18 protein-coding genes and 4 pseudogenes are annotated in these 21122 nt (G+C 59.9%); 10 read left to right on the top strand and 12 right to left on the bottom strand.

The window, feature by feature from the left end:
* Window positions 1-46: 46 nt before the first annotated feature.
* From dam to EIO60_RS14390, 9 genes and pseudogenes are all read right to left on the bottom strand, one after another.
* Window positions 47-859: an adenine-specific DNA-methyltransferase gene (gene dam, locus EIO60_RS14430; protein WP_258577193.1), complete on the bottom strand. Its 813-nt coding sequence runs from the start codon at window positions 857-859 to the stop codon at window positions 47-49.
* A gap of 94 nt (window positions 860-953) precedes the next feature.
* The gene (locus EIO60_RS14425) at window positions 954-1961 is read right to left on the bottom strand and encodes an SPOR domain-containing protein (RefSeq protein ID WP_258577192.1); all 1008 of its coding nucleotides are present in this window, start codon (window positions 1959-1961) and stop codon (window positions 954-956) included.
* Window positions 1962-2033: 72 nt separating this feature from the next.
* Window positions 2034-3122 (bottom strand): 3-dehydroquinate synthase, encoded by a 1089-nt coding sequence (aroB, locus tag EIO60_RS14420; RefSeq protein ID WP_258577191.1) that lies wholly within the window; start codon window positions 3120-3122, stop codon window positions 2034-2036.
* A 38-nt stretch (window positions 3123-3160) separates the two neighbouring features.
* Window positions 3161-3682, bottom strand: coding sequence for a shikimate kinase AroK (aroK, locus tag EIO60_RS14415; protein WP_258577190.1), 522 nt, complete (start codon window positions 3680-3682; stop codon window positions 3161-3163).
* Window positions 3683-4026: 344 nt separating this feature from the next.
* Window positions 4027-4972: pseudogene (locus tag EIO60_RS14410) on the bottom strand (secretin GspD/PilQ domain-containing protein).
* Window positions 4973-5329: 357 nt separating this feature from the next.
* Complete coding sequence (locus EIO60_RS14405) at window positions 5330-5521, bottom strand: PilN domain-containing protein (protein WP_258577189.1); 192 nt, start codon at window positions 5519-5521, stop codon at window positions 5330-5332.
* Window positions 5522-5603: 82 nt separating this feature from the next.
* Entirely contained in the window at window positions 5604-5792 is a 189-nt protein-coding gene (locus EIO60_RS14400) for a hypothetical protein (protein ID WP_258577225.1), read from the bottom strand.
* A gap of 45 nt (window positions 5793-5837) precedes the next feature.
* A complete protein-coding gene (locus EIO60_RS14395; protein WP_258577224.1) occupies window positions 5838-6002 on the bottom strand; it encodes a hypothetical protein in 165 nt (54 codons plus the stop codon).
* Complete coding sequence (locus EIO60_RS14390) at window positions 5999-6358, bottom strand: type IV pilus biogenesis protein PilM (RefSeq protein ID WP_374058204.1); 360 nt, start codon at window positions 6356-6358, stop codon at window positions 5999-6001. Before EIO60_RS14390 ends, EIO60_RS14395 begins: the two co-directional genes overlap by 4 nt.
* A 117-nt stretch (window positions 6359-6475) precedes the next feature.
* Between EIO60_RS14390 and mrcA the strand changes: the two genes are divergently transcribed.
* Complete coding sequence (gene mrcA, locus EIO60_RS14385; RefSeq protein WP_258577188.1) at window positions 6476-9028, top strand: peptidoglycan glycosyltransferase/peptidoglycan DD-transpeptidase MrcA; 2553 nt, start codon at window positions 6476-6478, stop codon at window positions 9026-9028.
* A 96-nt stretch (window positions 9029-9124) separates the two neighbouring features.
* On the opposite strand, the gene nudE is transcribed toward mrcA, so the two are convergent.
* Window positions 9125-9691, bottom strand: a complete 567-nt coding sequence (gene nudE, locus EIO60_RS14380; protein WP_258577187.1) for an ADP compounds hydrolase NudE — start codon at window positions 9689-9691, stop codon at window positions 9125-9127.
* A 389-nt stretch (window positions 9692-10080) separates the two neighbouring features.
* Between nudE and EIO60_RS14375 the strand changes: the two are divergent.
* From EIO60_RS14375 to EIO60_RS14355, 5 genes and pseudogenes are all read left to right on the top strand, one after another.
* Window positions 10081-11830: pseudogene (locus EIO60_RS14375) on the top strand (IgaA/UmoB family intracellular growth attenuator).
* Window positions 11831-11986: 156 nt separating this feature from the next.
* Entirely contained in the window at window positions 11987-12682 is a 696-nt protein-coding gene (gene yrfG / locus EIO60_RS14370; RefSeq protein ID WP_258577186.1) for a GMP/IMP nucleotidase, read from the top strand.
* A gap of 12 nt (window positions 12683-12694) precedes the next feature.
* On the top strand, window positions 12695-13096 hold the full coding sequence (hslR, locus tag EIO60_RS14365; RefSeq protein ID WP_258577185.1) for a ribosome-associated heat shock protein Hsp15: 402 nt from the start codon (window positions 12695-12697) through the stop codon (window positions 13094-13096).
* Between the two features lie 25 nt (window positions 13097-13121).
* The gene (gene hslO, locus EIO60_RS14360; protein WP_258577184.1) at window positions 13122-14069 is read left to right on the top strand and encodes an Hsp33 family molecular chaperone HslO; all 948 of its coding nucleotides are present in this window, start codon (window positions 13122-13124) and stop codon (window positions 14067-14069) included.
* Between the two features lie 213 nt (window positions 14070-14282).
* Window positions 14283-15708: pseudogene (locus EIO60_RS14355) on the top strand (phosphoenolpyruvate carboxykinase (ATP)).
* On the opposite strand, the gene envZ reads toward EIO60_RS14355, so the two are convergent.
* A complete protein-coding gene (envZ, locus tag EIO60_RS14350) occupies window positions 15688-17046 on the bottom strand; it encodes a two-component system sensor histidine kinase EnvZ (RefSeq protein ID WP_258577183.1) in 1359 nt (452 codons plus the stop codon). The pseudogene EIO60_RS14355 and the gene envZ sit on opposite strands and share 21 nt — an antisense overlap.
* Complete coding sequence (gene ompR / locus EIO60_RS14345; RefSeq protein WP_141417449.1) at window positions 17043-17762, bottom strand: osmolarity response regulator transcription factor OmpR; 720 nt, start codon at window positions 17760-17762, stop codon at window positions 17043-17045. Before ompR ends, envZ begins: the two co-directional genes overlap by 4 nt.
* Window positions 17763-18294: 532 nt before the next feature.
* On the opposite strand from ompR, the gene yjbE reads away from it, so the two are divergent.
* From yjbE to EIO60_RS16965, 4 genes and pseudogenes are all read left to right on the top strand, one after another.
* Window positions 18295-18528: an exopolysaccharide production protein YjbE gene (yjbE, locus tag EIO60_RS14340; protein WP_258577182.1), complete on the top strand. Its 234-nt coding sequence runs from the start codon at window positions 18295-18297 to the stop codon at window positions 18526-18528.
* A gap of 151 nt (window positions 18529-18679) precedes the next feature.
* Window positions 18680-19159, top strand: a complete 480-nt coding sequence (greB, locus tag EIO60_RS14335; RefSeq protein WP_258577181.1) for a transcription elongation factor GreB — start codon at window positions 18680-18682, stop codon at window positions 19157-19159.
* Between the two features lie 235 nt (window positions 19160-19394).
* Complete coding sequence (locus EIO60_RS16970; RefSeq protein WP_374058203.1) at window positions 19395-20066, top strand: Tex-like N-terminal domain-containing protein; 672 nt, start codon at window positions 19395-19397, stop codon at window positions 20064-20066.
* Window positions 20066-21091: pseudogene (locus EIO60_RS16965) on the top strand (helix-hairpin-helix domain-containing protein); the annotation flags it as partial. The gene EIO60_RS16970 and the pseudogene EIO60_RS16965, both read left to right, overlap by 1 nt.
* Between the last annotated feature and the right edge of the window lie 31 nt (window positions 21092-21122).

Below are 21122 nucleotides of genomic sequence, written 5' to 3'. Positions count from 1 at the left end.
CGTCAGCCTGACGGCTGACGTAATGCCTGGTCGCGGACGAAACAGACTAGCAATAAAGTGCCAGTAGTTCGTCGACCTGAGTGCGACCCGTTATGCTTCGGCTGATTGAACGCCGCGCTTTGACCACATGTAATATTGCATCCTGATACCAGAGCCGCGTCAGCTCGGTGTCATGGTTAGAGATCAGCACCGGAATGCGGCTCTCCATCGCCAGCCGCAAGGCCAGCTCCGCCAGATGCTGCTGCTCGCGCAAGCTAAAGCTGTTGGTGTGATAGGCGGTAAAGTTGGCCGTCGCCGACAGCGGCGCATAGGGCGGATCGCAATAGACCACCGAGCCTTGCTGCGCGTTGGTCAAGGTAACATCGTACGATTCGCAGACAAAGGTCGCCTTTTGCGCGCGCTCGGCAAACCACAGCAGCTCGGCTTCTGGAAAGTAGGGCTTGCGATAGCGGCCGAAGGGCACGTTGAACTCGCCGCACAGATTGTAGCGGCACAGGCCGTTATAGCCGTGGCGGTTCAGATAGAGAAACAGCAGCGCGCGGTCGTAGGCGTCGCCGCTGGCGTTGAAGGCGATGCGATGCGCATAGTAACACTCGGCGGTGTTGTCTTCCGCAGAGAACAGGCGACGTGCGTCTTCGATAAAGGTGGCGCTGCGGTACTTGACGATATTGTAGAGATTGATCAGATCGCTGTTGATATCCGCCAGATGATAGCACGCATAGTCGGTGTTCAAAAACACCGAGCCCGCGCCGACAAAGGGTTCAATCAGGCAGTCGCCTTGCGGCAGATGGCGACGAATATCGTCCATCAGAGGATATTTGCCCCCTGCCCATTTAAGGAAAGCGCGATTTTTCTTCATACTGTCGTGGTTATACATCTTATTGTGGAGCTGTGGCGGACCGACAGCAGAACTGCGCTTATCAACGGGGCCGACGTAACCGGCCTCACATGGTTTACTGGCTGGCTTCTTTCTTCACCTGGCTGACCGGCTTCACCCACGGGTTCTGCGCGCGAACATCAGCAGGCAGCGAGGCGACGACGCGCTTCGCCTCCGCCGAGGTGGTGTAGGAGCCGCTCACCAGCACGTACCAGGGCTGGCCGTTGCGGGTGGTCTTGTAGACGTGGTAGCCGCTGAGGTTTTGCTTTTTCGCCCAGGCGTTCAGGCTTTCCGCGCGCGATGCGCCGCTCAACTGCAGCGTGTAGTTACCGGTTGGCTGCCTGCCGGAGGCGGCGCTGCTGCCCGACGCGGTGCCGCTGGTCGCGGGACGCGCCGGCGTGGTATGGGTACGGCTCTCGTTGGCTGCGGTTCGGGCAGCCGTCGCGCTCTTGTGCGAAGGCTCGCGCGTCGCATGCGGCGGCGCGGCGGGCGCACTTATCGGGCTGCCGCTGTTGGCGCTGACGGTAGCTGGCGCGGTCGGCAGCGAACTGCCGCTCTGGCCGCTCTGGCCGCTCTGGCCGCTCTGGCCGCTCTGGCCGCTCTGCGCAGCATTGTCCACCTGCTGCTGCTGATTGCTCAGCGCACTGCTCAGATCGCCAGGCAGCGTGACGCGCTGCTGACTTGCAGGCGTGTCAACGGGCGCCGCCTGGGTTGGCGTCGAGGAGACCGGCGGCATTGAGACGTCGCGAGGCTCGCTGCTGTCAGTTGCAGCACGGCCTGCGGCGCTGTCGGCAGGCACGGACTGGCCGCCGCTCATGGCAGTCGAGCCGGAAAGAACGATGCTCTTCTCGCCGCTGCCGGAGGACGGCGCGCTACCGCTGCTGCCCGCAGCTGGCTTGCTCTCGTCCGAGCCGTTCAGCGCCGAGCCGATGCCGAGCACCAGCAGCACCAGAATGCCGATGCCCATCATCATATGCTGGCGCGAAACCGGCACTTTCGGTGCAGAATACGTCTTACGCGGGTGCGAGGGACGGCGGTCGCTGGCGTCAGGTTTTAACTCGTCTTCCGGTTTAAACTCATCCATTTTGCCTCCTCCGTAAAGCGGCATTCGGCCATGCGCAACCCGCGCGCCGCGTCACCACTTAACTGCTTATATTCAGGGTTTCTGACAGTCGTTAATCGCAGCCAACACGATATCATGCGGCACGCCGCCGCGCACTTCAGAGCGGCCCAGCGCCAGCGGCAGCACCAGCCGCAGCTCGCCCGCCAGCACCTTTTTGTCGCGTAGCATATGGGGCAGATAGGCTTCCGCCGGCATGCTTTCCGGGCCGTGCACCGGCAGGCCGGCGCGCTGCAACAGCACGATAATACGTTGGGTTTCGCTAGCCGTGAACTGGCCGAGACGCTCAGCCGCGCGCGCCGCCATCACTATGCCCGCCGCAACGGCCTCGCCGTGCAGCCAGTTGCCGTAGCTCATATAGGCTTCGATGGCATGGCCGAAAGTGTGGCCCAGATTCAGCAGCGCGCGTTGGCCATGTTCATGCTCATCCGCTGCCACCACCTCTGCTTTCAGCTCGCAACAGCGGCGGATGCACCAGGCGATCGCCTGCTTATCCAGCGCCAGCAGCGCGTCGAGATTCTGCTCCAGCCAGCTGAAGAAGTCGCCGTCGAGAATAATGCCGTACTTGATCACTTCCGCCAGCCCGGAGGCCAGCTCGCGCGGCGGCAGCGTGCGCAGGCAGTCGGTATCGATCACCACCGAAGCGGGCTGATAGAAGGCGCCGATCATATTCTTGCCGAGCGGATGATTGGCGGCCGTTTTGCCGCCGACCGAGGAGTCCACCTGCGACAGCAGCGTCGTTGGCACCTGAATAAAGCGTACCCCACGCTGGTAGCTGGCGGCGGCAAAGCCGGTAAGATCGCCGATCACGCCGCCGCCCAGCGCAATTAGCGTGGTGTCGCGGCCGTGCGGCTTTTGCAGTAAGGCGGTAAAGACCTTATCCATCACCGCGAGCGTTTTATACTGCTCGCCGTCGGGTAAAATCACCTGGTCCACTTTGATGCCCGCTGCCGTCAGCAGCGCCGAGAGCCGATCCAGATAGAGCGGCGCCAGCGTCTGGTTGGTCACCAGCATCGCATTGTCGCCCGCTTTCAGCGGCCAAAAAGAAGCCGGATCCTCGAACAGTCCGGCGGCAATGGTAATGGGATAGCTACGCGCTCCCAGTGAGACGGTGATCTTCTCCATGATGCTCGATACCTGTTACTGAGCCTTTCGGCGTGGAATCAGTTTTTTTCCAACATGTGGATAATCTGGTTGGCCACCACTTTCGCGCTTTGATCGTCGGTGCGAATGGTGACATCCGCGATCTCTTCATAAAGCGGATTACGTTCACCAGCCAGCGCCTCCAGCACCTCGCGCGGCGGCGAATCAACCTGCAGCAGTGGACGCTTTTTATCGCGCTGCGTGCGTGCCAGCTGTTTCTCGATGGTGGTTTCAAGATACACCACCACGCCGCGGGCGGAGAGACGATTGCGTGTTTCTCGGGATTTGACGGAACCGCCGCCGGTTGCGAGGACAATGCCCTGCTTTTCAGTCAGCTCGTTAATGATTTTTTCTTCGCGGTCACGAAATCCAGCTTCGCCCTCGACGTCAAATACCCAGCCCAGATCCGCTCCGGTACGTCGCTCAAGATCCTGATCGGAATCGAAAAATTCCATATTGAGTTGCTGAGCTAACTGACGACCAATAGTGCTTTTGCCAGCACCCATCGGCCCAACCAGAAAGATATTGCGTTTCTCTGCCATTTTGTCGGTATTACTAAGAATTCGTTAATGATACCCCGCGTTCAGCACTTTCGCTGGCGGGACAGGAACTGAAACCTCATGAGCGTTGGCAAGAGTCAGACGAAAAATTATCTCAACACTCAAGGCCGTTTGGCAACCGAATAAATCGCCCTGCGGCACTCCCTTGCAGGGCCGGTGTGCGGTACTCGAAACGAGACGAGTCAGCGCTGCCTTCAGAGGAAGCTTCTGACTCTGACGAATATACGCCATCGGGACGGTTACAGCGTTCTAAAAATCGCTAAACCTTGTATGCTAATTCCTGTCCTGCGTCAACGCAGTTGGCACTGGAGAGCGCATTTTCCGGTTTATCCGGCGGTAAGCGCTGCTTCCCTGACCAATCGCGGCGCAATAAAGATTACCAGCTCGTGCTTTTTATTTTCCGCCGTCTGATGACGGAACAGCGCGCCCAGCAAAGAAATCTCTCCCAGCAGCGGCACGCGGCTCTCCCCCAGGCTGCGCTGCTGCTGAAAATCCCGCCCAGCGCCAGCGTTTTGCCATCTTTTAGCGTGACCTGCGTTTCAATCTCCTGCTTGTCGATAGAGAGCACGCTGCTGTCGCCGTTCTGGATGGCGAGGCCGGGCACGTTCTGACTGAGGCGAATTTTTAACTGGATGCGCCCATTGCCGACCACCTCAGGTGTTACCTCCATGCCCAGCACCGCCTCTTTAAACTCGATAGTGGTGGCGCCGCTGTTGCCCGCCGAAACCTCATAGGGAATTTCGCTGCCCTGCTTGATCGTCGCTTTCTGCTGGTGCGAGGTGAAGATCCGCGGGCTGGCGATATATCCACCTAACTCTCCTGCTCTAGTACGCCGTATCCTCAAGCGCCGGGCCGGTGTCACACAGCAGCAGCGCGTTGGCGCGCGCGTCCATCGTGACGCTGCCGCGCGCGGTCATCAGCGACTGGCGCGCGGCCTGCAAGCTACGAAACACCTCCGCCGCCCTAGCGTAGCGTCACGGTGCGCAGCGCCAGCGGCAGCTGTTCGACGCTCGCGGCCTGCTGCTCCTGCTGCTGGTACTGACGCCAGCTTTCGGGGCAGACCAGCCAGACATTCTCCTCCTCTAACACGGTCAGCTGCGCCAGCCGCGTCACCAGTCGTAGCGCCTTCCGCCAGGGCACGTCGTCGAGCCTTAGCGAGAGTTGGCCCTCGACGCCAGGGGCGAGCAACAGGTTGAGCTGCTGAAGGCGCGGCGCCGCTTCCGGCTGCCCTATCATCAGCTGGCTGCCGCGCGCCGCCAGTACCACCTCCAGCGACGCGGCAGGCAGCCACGCGCGGCGCTGGTGCGCCAGCGTCTCCAGCTGTGATCGCAGCGCTGCTTCGGCAGGCTCTGCCGCAAGCTGCGACGCCCGGGTGCGCTGCGCCTGCGCCAGCGCGGCCAGCTCGGTGCGCAGCGTCTGTCTGCGTCTGGCGCGGCGGGCACAACAGAAGCAGTCACAGCGCCAACAACAATAGGCACGCCGTCAGGCTGGCGAGCTGCCCGCGCAGCGGCAGATGCAGCCAGCGCGCTATTCACGATCCGCCTCAGCGGGCTGGACGCGCAGCGCAAAACGGTACAGGCCATCCGGCTGACGCTGCACCTCGCCCTGCGCCACGGCGGCGAACAGTGGCTAACCCGCAAGGCGCTGCCGGAAGTCGCGTATCGCCTTCATATCCTGCGCCTGGCCTTCCAGACGCAGCCGCGCTGGCTGTTTTTCCACGCGCTGCAGCCAGAGGCGGTCAGGCAGCAGCATTGGTAACGCCAGCCAGAAGCGGTGCCAGCGCCTTCTCCAGCTGCTGCTGCAGGGCGCGCCGCGGCTCAAGCTGCTGCTCGATAAGCGCCAGCGCCTCACGCGCCTCATGCAGCGCGGCCTGCAGCTGCTGGCTGACGCGCGCGTCGCGCCATCACTGCCAGGCCGTGCCCGGCAGCCAAAACGCCACCTCCTGCTGCGGCAACGGCGGCGGCTGCCAGTGAAACAGCCTGCACGGTGAAAAGCGTAAAAAAGCCGCGGGCAAGGCGATGCGGGAAGTGGCGCAGCCGTACAGGATGCTGGCCTGCGGAAAGCAGCGCTGCTCCGTCTCCTCTGCCGTCATCTCCAGGCTGGCGCTGCCGGCAGGCCGATTGCTGGCGCGGCTGTACTAGAGCCACTGCGTATGGCGATGCAGCAGCAGTCCGGCCTCGTGCGACAACCCCGCCGCCTGCGCCAGCGCGCAGGTAGTCGGTTCGAACACTGCGGGCCGCAGGCCGCTTTCCTGCAGCGGCGCCAGCCACTGGTCGCTCCGCCTCGCAGGCGCGGTAGTCAAGCGCCAACGCCTCCGGCTCGACGGGAAAACAGGCGCTGCGCCGCCGCCGTGACGTAGCGTGCCAGCTCCGGCTCCTGCAGCCGCTGCGTGGGCAGAGGCAGAGGACGCTGCAGCAACAGCCGATCGGGCAGCGCGACGCGCAGCGAACTGCGCCGCGGCAGCTGCTGTTTCAGCTTGCGCAACGCCGCCAGCAATGCAGGCGAAGATTGCAGCACGCCGTTTCTTAACGTATCTTGCGACAGCTCTTGCTGCCACCAGCGGCGCAGTTGCCAGCCGCCGCATCTACGCTGTATAGCGAGAGCACAGAGCTGCGTATTCTGAATATCCAGTCCGACTTGCCATGTCTGAAAAGCCATGCGCGCGATCTCCTTATCTACAGGGGTAAAAGGACGTATCAAAGCGTCTGGCTTACCCTTATACTACCGCGCGGTTGTTTATAAACTGCCCAAACGACAACAGATGGGAAATTCCAAGTGAAGTTCGTAAAGTATTTATTAATCCTTGCAGTGTGTTGCATCTTGCTGGGAGCTGGCTCGATTTATGGTCTGTACAAATACATAGAGCCGCAGTTGCCCGATGTGAACACGCTGAAAGATGTACGCCTGCAGACGCCGATGCAGGTCTACAGCGCAGATGGCGAGCTGATCGCCCAGTACGGAGAAAAACGCCGCATCCCGCTGACGCTGCAGCAGATGCCGCCTGAGCTGATCAAAGTCTTTATCGCCACGGAAGACAGTCGCTTCTATGAGCATCACGGCGTCGATCCCATCGGCATCTTCCGCGCTGCCAGCATCGCGCTAATGTCAGGCCACGCATCGCAGGGCGCGAGCACCATCACGCAGCAGCTAGCGCGTAACTTCTTTCTCAGCCCCGAACGCACCCTGATGCGTAAGATCAAGGAGGCGTTTCTCGCCATCCGCATTGAACAGCTGCTGAACAAAGATGAGATCCTTGAGCTTTACCTGAACAAAATCTATCTCGGCTACCGCGCCTATGGCGTCGGCGCCGCCGCGCAGGTCTATTTCGGTAAGCCGGTCGACCAGCTGTCGCTGAGCGAGATGGCCATGATCGCGGGCCTGCCGAAAGCGCCCTCCACCTTTAACCCACTCTACTCGCAAAGCCGCGCGCTGGCGCGCCGCAACGTAGTGCTCTCGCGGATGCTGGACCAGCACTACATCAGCCAGCAGCAATATGACGAGGAGCGCGCCACGCCGCTGGTCGCCAGATATCACGGCCCGGAAATCGCCTTCTCTTCGCCCTACCTGAGCGAAATGGTGCGTCAGGAGATGGTGAAGTGCTATGGGGATGGCGCCTATAACGACGGCTATAAGGTCTATACCACCGTCATGCGCCGCCTGCAGCAGGCGGCCCAGGAGGCGGTGCGCAACAATGTACTGGCCTACGATATGCGTCACGGCTACCGCGGCCCGACCAGCGTGCTGTGGAAAGTGGGTGAACCGGCCTGGAGCCAGGATCAAATTCTCAAGGCGCTGAAGACGCTGCCGGTTTACGGGCCGCTGTTGCCAGCGGTTGTTACTCAGGCCAGCAGCAACGAAGCGACCGCGATGCTGAAAGATGGCAGCAGCGTCTCGCTGGGCCTCGCCGGGGTGCACTGGGCGCGCCCGTTCAAGTCCGATACCGTGCAGGGCCCGACGCCGAAGAGCGTGACGCAGGCGGTGCAGGCGGGTCAGCAGATCTGGGTGCGCAAAGTCGATAACGACTGGTGGCTGGCGCAGGTGCCGGACGTCAACTCCGCGCTGGTGTCGCTCGATCCGGAAACAGGCGCGGTGCGCGCGCTGGTGGGCGGCTTCGACTTTAACCAGAGCATGTTCAACCGCGCCACCCAGGCGCTGCGCCAAGTCGGCTCGAACATTAAGCCGTTCCTCTACACCGCAGCCATGGATCGCGGCCTGACGCTCGCCTCTATCCTCAACGACGTGCCGATCTCGCGCTGGGATGCGGGCGCAGGCGCCGACTGGCGGCCGAAGAACTCGCCGCCGACCTATGACGGTCCGATTCGTCTGCGTCAGGGGCTGGGTCAGTCGAAAAACGTAGTGATGGTGCGTGCGATGCGCGCCATGGGCATCGACTACGCTGCAGAATATTTGCAGCGTTTCGGCTTCCCGGCGCAGAACATCAACCATACAGAATCGCTGGCGCTAGGCGCCGCCTCTTTCACCCCGCTGCAGGTGGCGCGCGGCTACTCGGTGATGGCTAACGGCGGCTTCCTGATCGACCCTTACTTCATCAGCAAGATCGAGAACGAACAGGGCGGCACGATTTTTGAAGCGAAACCGCGCATCGCCTGCCCGCAGTGCAATCTGCCGGTGATCTACGGCGAAACCCGTAAAGCGCTGGCGCTGAATGAAGAGAGCGTCGAAAACGTCGCGACGTCCGATCAGAATCAGAACCAGCCGGCGCCGCAGCCCTCGCTGGAGCAGGTTCCCGCCCAGCCGCGGCCGGGCGGCGAGCAGCTCTATGCGCCGCACGTGATCAACACGCCGCTGTCGTTCTTGATCAAAAGCGCGCTGAACTCCAATATCTTCGGCGAACCGGGCTGGATGGGCACCGGCTGGCGCGCGTCGCGCGATCTGAAGCGCAACGATATTGGCGGCAAAACCGGTACCACCAACAGCTCAAAAGACGCCTGGTTCTCCGGCTATGGTCCGGGCGTGGTGACCTCGGTGTGGATCGGCTTTGACGATGCGCGCCGCGACCTGGGCCGCAGCACCCTGTCAGGAGCGATCCCCAACCAGATCTCCGGCTATGAAGGCGGCGCCAAAAGCGCTCAGCCAGCCTGGGACGACTACATGAAGAGCGCGCTCGACGGCGTGCCGGAGCAACCACTGACGCCGCCGGAGGGCATCGTGACGGTGACCATCGATCGCAGCACAGGCAAGCTGGCCAACGGCGGCGGCAACACGCGTCAGGAATATTTCATCAACGGCACGCAGCCGACGGAATACTCTGTGCATGAGGTGGGCACCACCATTATGGATAACGGCGAGAGCCACGAGCTGTTCTGACGCGCGATCGGGTTTTCCCACGCGCGCAGCCGCCTCGCCAGTAACAAAAAGGCCGACAGCAATGTCGGCCTTTTTGTTTACCCGGTGCAGTAAAGATCAGTAGCTCACTCGCCCCTGCTGCACCAGCCACTCGCGCACCAAGAACAGCGCACTGACGTTGCGCGCCTCGCGAAAATCGGGCTCCTGCAGCAGCGACAGCAGGTTGTCAAGCGGCCAGCGGTGCTCGATCAGCGGTTCCGGCTCGTCGCCCTCCAGCCGCTCCGGATAGAGCCCCTCCGCCACCACGATATTCATCTTGCTGGAAAAATAGGAGGGCGCCATGGTAAGCTTGCTGAGGAAGGTGAATTTTTCTGCGCCGAAGCCGACTTCCTCTTTCAGTTCGCGATTGGCCGCCTCGTAGAGATCTTCTCCCGCGTCGATCAATCCTTTAGGGAAGCCCAGTTCATAGGCTTCCAGCCCTACCGCATACTCCTGAATCAGCACCACCTGGTTGTCGATAATCGGGACGATCATCACCGCTTCGCGCTCAGACGGCTTCATGCGCTCATAGACGCGCCGCGCACCGTTGCTGAAGGCGAGGTCAACCGCTTGTACGGTAAACAGACGCGAGCGCGCGACCGTTTCCACGTTAAGGATGTCAGGTTTTTTTAACGGGTTTTTCATATCAGCCTCAAACTTTGTGCCGCGTGATGCCGGAAACCATTCCGCTTACCTGACCACAGGCGATTGTGCGACAGCCAGTAAGCGGCCATCTTTACACAGCCGCACGCCGCAGGATAACAACGCATTGTTATAGCTGTTAACAGTTTCGCCATAAGTTAATGTTACTGTTTAAAATTCATAAAAGACCGATGTTTAATTCAGAATTAGCCAGTTAACATACTGGCAAGGCATGATGCATTAACTTCTAATTTAATGATTTTGCGCGTGATTTCCTCAGGCATTTAACTTGTCAGAGTTGTTTATTCTCGCCAAAATTGTCTTTAATAACAGTTCTATCTGGGAGCATAAGTCTAACGTGAAGGCAGGATTTTGGCTGAATTGAGCAAAGCATGAGCACAATCCTCATCGTATTGGTAATAGTGCTGGTCTGCTCAGGTTTGGAAGGTATCGGCTTTTGGTACACTATGCAGCGTCGTCCGCCGTTGGCGAAACCGCTGCCATTTATCAGCCCGCCCTGCCGCAAGCTCACCGACGACGAACGCCACGCGGTCGAAAAATATGTCGCCTCGCTGGGCAGGCGCTCGCGCTTTGCTGCGCCCTGCGAAAAGCGCTCCCTGTCCGACAACCTGACGCTGACGGCGCAGAGCAGCAACGTCTATCCGGTGACGCGCGCCATTACTCGCTATGGCCTCTCAACGGACGATCCCTACAAGTGGCGCTACTATCTAGATGAGGTAGAGGTACATCTGCCGCCGCACTGGGAGCAGTACATCACCGATGAGAACTACGTTGAACTGATCCGCACCCAGACCATTCCGCTAGTGATTTCGCTTAATGGCCACTCGCTAATCAACTAAGGCAGCAATCAGACGGCGATGCCGGCGCTGGTACAGCCGGGTTCAACCAACGCCTTGATCCGTAAAGAAGAGAGCGAAAATGTTGAGCTGCTGCAGGTACGCAAAGAGACGCTGGAAGAGTATCAGCTGACGCGGCCGGACGGCACGCGTGAGGCGGTCACCATCACCTTCGCCTTTTTGCTCTTTTTCATCAGCCTGCTAGTGCCTGCCAGCCTGATGGGCTGGCTGGTGCTGCTGGCCTGCGGATCGCTGCTGGTGATGACGCTGCTGATCAGCTGGAGCCCGCTCAGCATGCCGATCAAGCTCATCACTGGCGTGTATAAAAGCACCGAAAGCCTGCAGGTCGGCAACGTTGATACGCTGGCGGCGCAGGCGCTGCACGTCAGGGATACCTTAAAGGTCAACGGCACCGGCATGTGCTCGGTGCCTGACAACTATCAGAGCAAAGGCAGCTACGCCTATATGCCGTTCGACTGTTCGGCGGTTTACTGGAATAACGCCGCAGCCGCAGTCTGACATTATCGATAAGGCGTCGGCGCTGCTGGAGACCACTACCCGGCAGCTGCATCCGGAAATCAACAGCGATCCCAAGTTCAATCCGCAGCTCGCTTCCGAGATTCAGAAGTCGGGCATGATCCTGCTGGACGATTTTGCCGATCTGGTGCTGAAAACGCACGACCTCTACAGCCAGCAGCAGGAGTATGTGCGAATGAAAAACGCGCTGGTCAATCTGGGCAACGCCAAAGACTGGGATAAGCTGGTGCGCCGCGCCGACTCCGGCCAGCTGAACGGCATGAATGTGCTGCTGAGGCTAGTCAGCGCCGAAGCGCTGGAAAACCTGGTGAATACCGCCACCTCCAGCTTCTTCTTCCGCGAAACGCGCCGCGCCGCCGAAAATCTCAACAGCCCGTCGCCGGGCGGATTCCTCATCGTCAGCGACGAGGGACGCCAGCTGGTGAATCAGCCGCAGCCGACCGTGTCGCTGTTCGATCTCAACGCGCCCTCACAGTGGCGCGAGCTGCAGCGCCTCTTCGGCATGCTGCTGCATATGCCATTCAACGCCAGCGGCATCATCACCAGCCTCTGGGTCGACGCCAACGGCACGCGACATATCGCGCTGCACAACGAGCTAGACGCGATGGCGATGTGGCGCTATCTGGGCACCACGCTGCTGCTGGCGGTGCTGCTGGCCTGCACGCTGGTCAACGCCCTGCTGGCGCTGCGCCGTATCCACCGCAACCGTCAGCGGATGGCGGATATCCAGCTCTATTACGATAAGTGATTCAACCACAATCTCAGCACCATGCAGAGCGTGCGATCGATGTTTTAACGCGCCGAGCCGCACGCCGGCAGGAGACGCGCCTCCCGACTTGCCCTACCCTTTTTCTTTCGCATTTATGCTACCCTGTCGCCCTGTTTTCGCAGGGGATACTGCCTGATGACGCTGAACTGGACGCAAATCGACACCGTGCTGCTGGATATGGACGGCACGCTGCTGGATCTCGCTTTTGACCGCTATTTCTGGCTGGAACATGTCCCGCTAACGCTGAGCGAGGCGCGCGGCATTACGCTGTCGGAGGCGGAAGCGCTTATCGCCGGGAAGTATCAGGCCGTGGCGCATACGCAAAACTGGTATTGTCTGGACTACTGGGCAGCGGAGCTCGGGCTAGATATCCGCGCCATGACGTTCGCGAAGCGAGGCCTCGCGGCGATACGCGAGGATACGGTGCCATTTTTGCACGCGCTGCGTCGGGCTGGAAAACGCACCATTTTGTTGACCAACGCCCATCCGTACAACCTGGACGTCAAGCTGGCGCAAACCGGTCTTGCGCTGCACCTTGATTTATTGCTTTCCACCCATACGTTTGGGTATCCGAAAGAGGACCCGCGCTATACGTTTGGGTATCCGAAAGAGGACCCGCGCTTGTGGCAGGCGGTAGAGCAGCACACCGGACTTCAATGTTCGCGAACGCTGTTTATTGATGACAACGAGGCCATCCTCGACGCCGCGCGAAGCTGGGGCATCGGCTGGTGCTTAGGCGTCAGCAACCCCGATTCCGGACGTCCCGATCAGGTCTTCCAGCGTCACGCGGCGGTCCGCGATTATCGCACCCTGTGCAGCGCGCGGGCGTAAACAGGAGCAGCAATGAAAGAGAAAAATAGCGAAGGCGTGCGCCTCGACAAATGGCTGTGGGCGGCGCGCTTCTATAAAACGCGCTCGCTGGCGCGCGACATGATTGAAGGCGGCAAAGTGCACTACAACGGCCAGCGCAGCAAGCCGAGCAAGCTGGTGGAGCTAGAGGCGGAGCTGACGCTGCGCCAGGGCAACGATGAGCGCACGGTGATCGTGACCGCCCTGAGCGACAAGCGCGGTCCGGCGCAGGTCGCCCAGAAGCTCTACAGCGAAACCGCCGCCAGCATCGAAAAACGGGAAAAGGTAGCGCTGGCGCGTAAAATGAACGCGCTCACCATGCCGCATCCCGATCGCCGCCCTGACAAAAAGGAGCGTCGCGATCTGCTGAAATTTAAAATATCGGGCGACGAATAAGCTTCGCCCCAACGAGAGAAACGCTATGTCTGTACAAGATCAACTGCATCGTTACCTGTTTGAGAATGTAGCCGTGCGCGGCGAGCTGGTGAATGTCAGCCACACCTTGCAGGAAATCCTGAAAAACCACGACTATCCGGCACCGGTGCAGAAGCTGCTGGGCGAACTGCTGGTGGCGACCAGCCTGCTGACCGACACCCTGAAGTTCGACGGCGACACTACCGTACAGCTGCAGGAAGATGGTCCGCTGTCGCTGGCGGTCATCAACGGCAACAACCGCCAAGAGCTGCGCGGTGTGGCGCGCGTGAAAGGCAAAATTCCGGCGGACAGCACGCTGCAGAGCATGGTCGGCAACGGCTATCTGGCGATCACCATCTCGCCGGAAAAAGGCGAGCGCTATCTGGGTGTGGTCGGACTGGAAGGGGATACGCTGGCCGCCTGCCTGGAAGATTACTTTATGCGTTCCGAACAGCTGCCGACCCGCCTCTTTATTCGCACCAGAAAAAAAGGCGCGGCGGGCATCCTGCTGCAGGTGCTGCCAGTGCAGGATACCGAGACGGAAGATTTCAACCATTTGGCGACGCTGACCGAAACCGTCACCGCCGACAAGATGATCGATCTGCCGGCCACCAACGTGCTGTGGCGTCTCTACCATCAGGAAGAGGCGACGGTATTCGATCCGCAGCCGGTGAGCTTTAAATGCACCTGCTCGCGCGAACGCTGCGGCGAAGTGTTGAAAACCCTGCCTCAGCACGAAGTGGACGAGATCATCGAAGAGGATGGTCAGATCGATATGCACTGCGACTACTGCAGCACGCACTACGTTTATGACGCGGTCGATATTGCCACTATCCGCAAAGGCGGCGCCGACGGCGAAAGCAGCGACAGCATCCACTCATTTTCCCCTCAGGGCGGCGCTGCCGCCCTTTCATCATCCTTCTGCAATATTCCATTAATTTTCAACATAAAATAACTCAAAACTGGTAACTTTAGTTTCAAAAGCGGTCGTTTTTGCAACTTAACGCGCCTTGGTTCGCATTTCTGACCTTCCACGCTTTCGCCTCAGGCTGAGAGGAGTACACTGCGCGCGATCGTGCAACCGCCCGGCAAAGCGCGGCGATTTTTGTGCGACATCTCTATAACTATTCGCCTGTGCAGTACCAAAACAGACTTAAGGAGCAGTCACATGCTCGTTACCGACCTGACCTCGCAAGATCTTGCCGCTTTGGGCATCGAGGGAACCACCGAGGTGGTATATAACCCCGATTTCGATACGCTGTTTGTCGAAGAACTTCGCCCCGAGCTGGAAGGTTATGCGCGCGGCACTTTGACGCAAAGCAGCGCCGTGGCGGTTGATACCTGTATCTTTACCGGCAGCTCGCCCAAGGATAAATATATCGTCCGCGACGATACCACCCGCGACACGCTGTGGCGGAACGATCGGGGGACAGGCAAAAACGACAACCAACCGCTGTCGCCGGAGGTCTGGCAGCAGCTGAAAGCCTGCGTCACTCAGCAACTCTCCGGCAAACGCCTGTTTGTGATTGACGTCTTTTGCGGCACCAACGCCGACTCGCGCCTCAACGTGCGCTTCGTGACCGAAGTCGCCTGGCAGGCGCATTTCGTGAAGAACATGTTTATTCAGCCGAGCGAAAGCGAGCTGGCGACCTTCAAACCCGATTTCGTGGTGCTGAACGGGGCAAAATGCACCAATCCTGACTGGCAGGCGCAGGGGCTGCACTCCGAGAACTTCGTGGCCTTTAACCTGACGTAAGGGATGCAGCTGATCGGCGGCACCTGGTAAGGCGGTGAGATGAAGAAAGGGCTGTTCGCGGTAATGAACTACCTGCTGCCGCTGCTCGGCTAACTTCGGCAAAGCGGGCGACGTCGCGGTATTCTTCGGCCTCTCTGTCACCGGGAAAACCACCCTTTCCACCGATCCGGAACGTCAGCTGATTGACGACGACAGCAAAACCTAAAACCCCCGCGTCTCCTACCCGATCGACCATATCGACAATATCGTGCGTCCGGTTTCCAAAGCGGGCCATGCGAAGAAGGTGATCTTCCTCACCGCCGACGCCTTCGACGTGCTGCCGCCAGTGTCGCGCCTGACGCCTGAGCAGACGCAGTACCACTTCCTTTCAGGCTTTACCACCAAGCTGGCGGGCACCGAGCGCGGCGTCACCGCGTCGACGCCGACTTTCTCTGCCTGCTTCGGCGCGGCGTTCCTGACGCTGCATCGGACTCAGTATGCGGAAGTGCTGGTGAAGCGCACGCAGGCAGCGAGCGCACAGGCTTACCTGGTGAATACCGGCTGGAACGGCAGTGGCAAACGCATCTCTCTCAAGGATACGCGCGCGATTATCAATGCGATTCTGGCGGGTGAGCTGGACGAAGCGGAAACCGGGACGCTGCCGGTCTTCAACCTGCAGGTGCCGAAAGCGCTGGGGCAGCTTGACACCGCTACGCTTGATCCACGCAGCAGCCGGGAAAGTGAAGAGCAGTGGCAGGCGGCGGTGTGCGATCTGACGCAGCGCTTTATCACTAAATTCGAAAAATATACCGATAACGCGGCAGGCGCCGCGCTGGTATCAGCGGGTCCGGTTCTGTAAGCCTCTGGGCGCGGCGTTTTCCTTCAGCGGTAGCCAGGCGCAAATGCGCAGTCCGCCGCGCTCGCTCTCGCCAATCTCCAGCGCTCCCTGATGCGCGTCGATGATGCGCTGCACGATGGCCAGCCCCAGGCCGGTGCCGCTGGTGCTACGCGCGCTGTCGCCGCGCACAAAGGGCTGGAACAGATGCGCCAGCTGATCCGGCTTGATGCCCGGACCGTCATCCTCGACCTGGAACCAGGCGCGATGCAGCTCCCGGCCGCTGCTCACCTTGATCCAGCCGTTGCCGTAGCGCGCCGCGTTGACCACCAGATTCGCCACCGCGCGCTTGATCGACAGCGGGTTGATATCGAGCATCAGCTCTTCCGGCATCACCGCGTTTTCAATCTCGCGCTCATAGCCGCTCTCCGCCGCTACCACTTCGCCCAGCACACTGTTCAGGTCGGCGCGTTCAGTCTGGATCTCCTGGCCGGTGCGCAGATAGTCGATAAACTGCTCGATAATGGCGTTGCACTCTTCGATATCTTTGTTGATCGATTCCGCAAGGTAACCATCCTGCTCGCCCATCATTTCAGTAGCGAGGCGAATGCGCGTCAGCGGCGTGCGCAGATCGTGGCTGACGCCCGCCATCAGCAGCGTGCGGTCGTCAGCGAGCTGCTTCACGCCCGACGCCATCTGGTTAAAGGCGCGCGTCACCGAGCGTACCTCCGAGGCGCCATACTCACGCAGCGGCGGCGGAATAATGCCTTTGCCGACCTGCAGCGCCGCGTGCTCAAGATCGACCAGCGGCCGGTTCTGAATACGGATAAACAGCCACGCGCCGCCAATCGCCAGCAGCATGATCGCCAGCGTGTAGCGGAACAGCGGCGAGAAATCGCCCTGATGGATCTCCGTCAGCGGCACGCGCACCCAGATATCGGTCGACATCCAAGTCTTCAGCCACACCACCGGCGAGTTTTTATTCACCTCGACGCGCACGTCGGTCGGCCCGCCAAGCTGCTGCCCCATCTGCTCGCTGAGGAATTCGTAGTGCTGCGCCCAGCGCAACCCGCTCTCTTCCGCCGCCGCGTTGGTATAGAGCGAAATGCCCAGCTCGCGATAGATCTCGCGGCGAAAGGCAGGCGGCACCTCCAGCTGCATGCCGTCTTCCAGCTGCAGCCGGTCGGTCATCAACATGCGCACTTCATAGGCCAGCACCTTGTTGAACTGCTGCAGGCTGGGAAGAATTGCGAAGTTGAGCACCACCAGATAGGTCGTTACCAAGCTGACGAACAGCAGGGTAACGATTAATAACAGGGTGCGGGCGAACGAACTGCGGGGCGAGAAGCGCAGCCGCCTCATGCTTTAGAACCGTCCGGAACGAACACGTAGCCTAAGCCCCAGACCGTCTGGATATAGCGCGGATGCGCCGGATCTTCTTCCACCATGCGGCGCAGGCGGGAGATCTGCACGTCGATAGAGCGCTCCATCGCGCTGTACTCGCGACCGCGCGCCAGGTTCATCAGCTTGTCGCGCGATAGCGGCTCGCGCGGATGGCTGACCAGCGCTTTCAGCACCGCGAACTCGCCGCTAGTAAGCGGCATCGGCTCATCTTCGCGGAACATTTCGCGCGTGCCGAGGTTGAGCTTGAATTTGCCAAAGGCGATCACCGCCTCTTCCTGCGACGGCGCGCCCGGCAGCTTGTTCGCCTGGCGGCGCAATACCGCGCGGATACGCGCCAGCAGTTCGCGCGGGTTAAAGGGTTTTGGAATATAGTCATCGGCGCCGATTTCCAGCCCGACGATGCGATCCACCTCTTCCCCCTTCGCCGTGACCATAATGATCGGCATCGGGTTGCTCTGGCTGCGCAGGCGGCGGCAAATCGACAGGCCATCTTCGCCCGGCAGCATCAGATCCAGCACCATCAGGTGAAAGGATTCGCGGGTCAGCAGACGATCCATCTGCTCGGCATTGGCGACGCTGCGTACCTGAAAGCCCTGTTCTGTAAGATAGCGTTCCAGCAGGGCGCGCAGACGCATATCGTCATCAACGACTAGAATTTTGTAGTTCTCTTGCATTTTCTACTCCCAAAGGCGCTATTGCCTGAGCCGATATTGTTAAAAAAAGATGCCTGCCTGTGACAGTCATTAATGGTTTATATTTTAGCCGAAACTGTTACAAAGCATATTAAACAGCAGGTTATCTTTAATTTCTGCGCGGTGATGAGCGGAAAATCACAGCCTTAGCCTCAAAAGAAACATGGTACGGCAAATCTGAAAGTCAGCCGCTTTTTCTCGCCATCAGCGGTCGCAAAAAAAGGCTGCCCATTAATCATCCAATTAAATCAACTGGTTAGCGCATAATTTGGCTTTAGCGCTGTCGGTTATTTTTGTAGAGGACGACAAAATCAGACGGGCATGTGCCGCCGCAGCATAAAAAACCAGCCTTTTCCTGCCGCGAAGCAGGCTTATCTTGGATAAGCGCCAGAGGGCCGCCAGCCGGAGCCAACGATAAATAAAGTACGTTAGATCAATTAGTAAAGCTACCTTTCGGCCTCAGGCGAATTGCACCACACTGCTTCCACACGTTTCACCACAGGGATTGCAGCCAATGAAAAAAACGTTGTTCGTGCTGAGCGCGCTGGCCGCCCTTAGTCTGAATCAGGCCATGGCGGCCACCGGCGACGCCGCAGGCGCGCAGGCATCCACCACCGCGCAGGGGAATTCCAACGCTATCGGCGTCGGCGCGGTTGCCGCGCTGCTGGGCGTGGCGCTTGCTACCGCAGGCGTCGGCGACAAAGGCACCTCCTCTTCTACCTCTACCGCCACCGTAGCGGGAAAATAAGTTCACGCGATAGCCTGTTTTGTCCTTGCCCATTTCGCCACCAGGGAACGACACCAAGGGTTTTCACTGTTGAAAACCTGTTCCTCGACTCTTTTTTGCCGCGCCCGCTTTGTTTTACACTGCCTGCTTTTCCGCTTCTGAGCCGATACGTATGAAAACCCGACTGATCACCCGTGAGGGCTTTAACAAGCTCAAAAAGCTCAAAGCCGAGCTCGACTATCTCTGGCACGAAGAGCGTCTCGAAGTGACGAAAAAGGTGACCTGGGCCTCCAGCCTCGGCGATCGCAGCGAAAACGCCGACTACCAGTACAACAAAAAGCGTCTGCGCGAGATCGACCGCCGCGTGTGCTACCTGACCAAAAGTCTCGAAGAGCTGCGCATCTTCGACTATTCGCCGCAGCAGGATGGCAAAGTCTTTTTCGGCGCCTGGGTGGAGGTGGAGAATGACGCGGGCGAGATCAAGCGCTTCCGCATCGTCGGCTATGACGAGATTTTTGGCCGCAAAGATTACATCTCCATCGACGTGCCGATGGCGCGCGCGCTGCTGAAAAAAGAGGTCGGCGACGTCGCCACCGAGCAGACGCCATCGGGTCCGGCAATCTGGTATGTGAACGAGATTTCCTACCCGTAAACCTGATTCAGAATATCGCTGAAAGCCGCCCGCATCGCTGGCAATTTCACTTTTCAGTCCGTATAACTGTCCCATGTTTTTTAACCCTGGAAGCAAGACAGATTCGATGATGAAATATCTCATCCAAATTATTGCCAGTGAGCTGCAGGGGCGCGTGCGGAGCAAGTAGAAGCTGCCGTACGCCTGCTGGACGAAGGGAACACCGTGCCTGTTTATCGCACGCTATCGCAAAGAGGTGACCGGCGGTCTGGACGATACTCAGCTGCGCCAGCTGGAAATACGCCTCAGCTATCTGCGCGAGCTGGAAGATCGCCGTCAGTTGATTCTGAAGTCCATTGACGATCAGGGTAAACTCACCGACAAACTAGCCAGCGCCATTAACGCTACGCTGAACAAAACCAAACTCGAAGACCTCTACCTGCCCTATAAACTCAAGTGCCGCACCCGCGGCCAGATCGCTATTGAAGCCGGCCTGCAGCCGCTGGCCGAGACGCTGTTGCAGGATCCTGAACAGCTGGCCGCGCAGTATGTCGATGCCGATAAAGGCGTCGCCAATGCACGCGCCGCGCTGCTGGCGAAGGTGCGCGACTACCTGTGGAAAAACGCGCATCTGGTGTCGCGCATGGTGGAAGGCAAAGAGCAGGAAGGGGCTAAATTCCGCGACAACCTCGACCATCACGAGGCGCTGAACGGCGTGCCGTCGCACCGCGCGCTGGCGATGCTGAGCGGTCGCAACGAAGGCGTATTGCAGCTCACTCAACGCCGATCCGCAGTTCGACGAGCCGCCGCGCGAAAGCTACGGCGAAACGCTGATTGCCGAACAACTCGGCCTGCGCCTCAACGGCGCGCGAGCGCGCCGAAGATGAGGCGATCAACGTATTCGCCCGCAACCTGTACGATCTGCTGATGGCGGCGCCGGCGGGCATGCGCGCCATCATGGTCCTCGATCCCGGTCTGCGCACCGGCGTCAAGGTCGCGGTGGTGGACGCCACCGGCAAGCTGGTCCAACCGATACCATCTATCCGCCTACCGGCCAGGCGACGAAAGCGGCCACCGCGGTGGCTGCGCTGTGTGCGAAGTATCAGGTCGAGCTGGTGGCCATCGGCACCGGCACCGGCACCGGCACCGGCACCGCTTCGCGCGAGACAGAGCGCTTCTTCCTTGAGGTACAGAAACAGTATCCGCATATCACCGCGCAAAAGGTGATCGTCAGCGAGGTGGGCGCCTCTGTCTATTCCGCTTCCGAACTGGCAGCGCTGGAGTTCCCGAACCTCGACGTCTCGCTGCGCGGCGCGGTCTCTATCGCGCGACGCCTGCAGGATCCGCTGGTGGAGCTGGTGAAGATCGACCCGAAATCGATCGGCGTCGGCCAGTATCAGCACGACGTCAGCCAGACCCAGCTGGCGAAGAAGCTGGACGCGGTGGTCGAAGACTGCATGAACGCGGTGGGCGTCGATCTCAATACTGCCTCGGTGCCGCTGCTGACCCGGGTCGCTGGCCTGACGCACATGATGGCGCAGAATATCGTTAGCTGGCGCGACGACAACGGCCGCTTCCAGAACCGCCAGCAGCTGATGAAGGTCAGCCGCCTCGGGCCGAAAGCCTTTGAGCAGTACGCGGGCTTCCTGCGCATCAACCACGGCGACAACCCGCTTGACGCCTCGACGGTGCACCCGGAAGCCTACCCGGTGGTGGAGCGCATCCTGGCGGCGACCGAGCAGGCGCTAAGCGATCTGATTCACCGACGAGCGCTTCGGCCTGCCGACCATCACCGACATTATTAAAGAGCTGGAGAAACCGGGCCGCGACCCGCGCCCCGAGTTTAAAACCGCGCAATTCGCCGAAGGCGTGGAAAACCTTAACGATCTGCTGCCCGGCATGGTGCTGGAAGGCGCGGTGACCAACGTCACCAACTTTGGCGCCTTTGTTGATATCGGCGTGCATCAGGACGGACTGGTGCATA

The sequence above is a fragment of the Candidatus Pantoea persica genome (assembly GCF_013753875.1).
Classification (GTDB): Bacteria; Pseudomonadota; Gammaproteobacteria; order Enterobacterales; family Enterobacteriaceae; genus Pantoea; species Pantoea persica.
The sequence above is the reverse complement of the archived record's forward strand: the minus strand, read 5'-3'. Positions and strand labels throughout refer to the sequence as shown.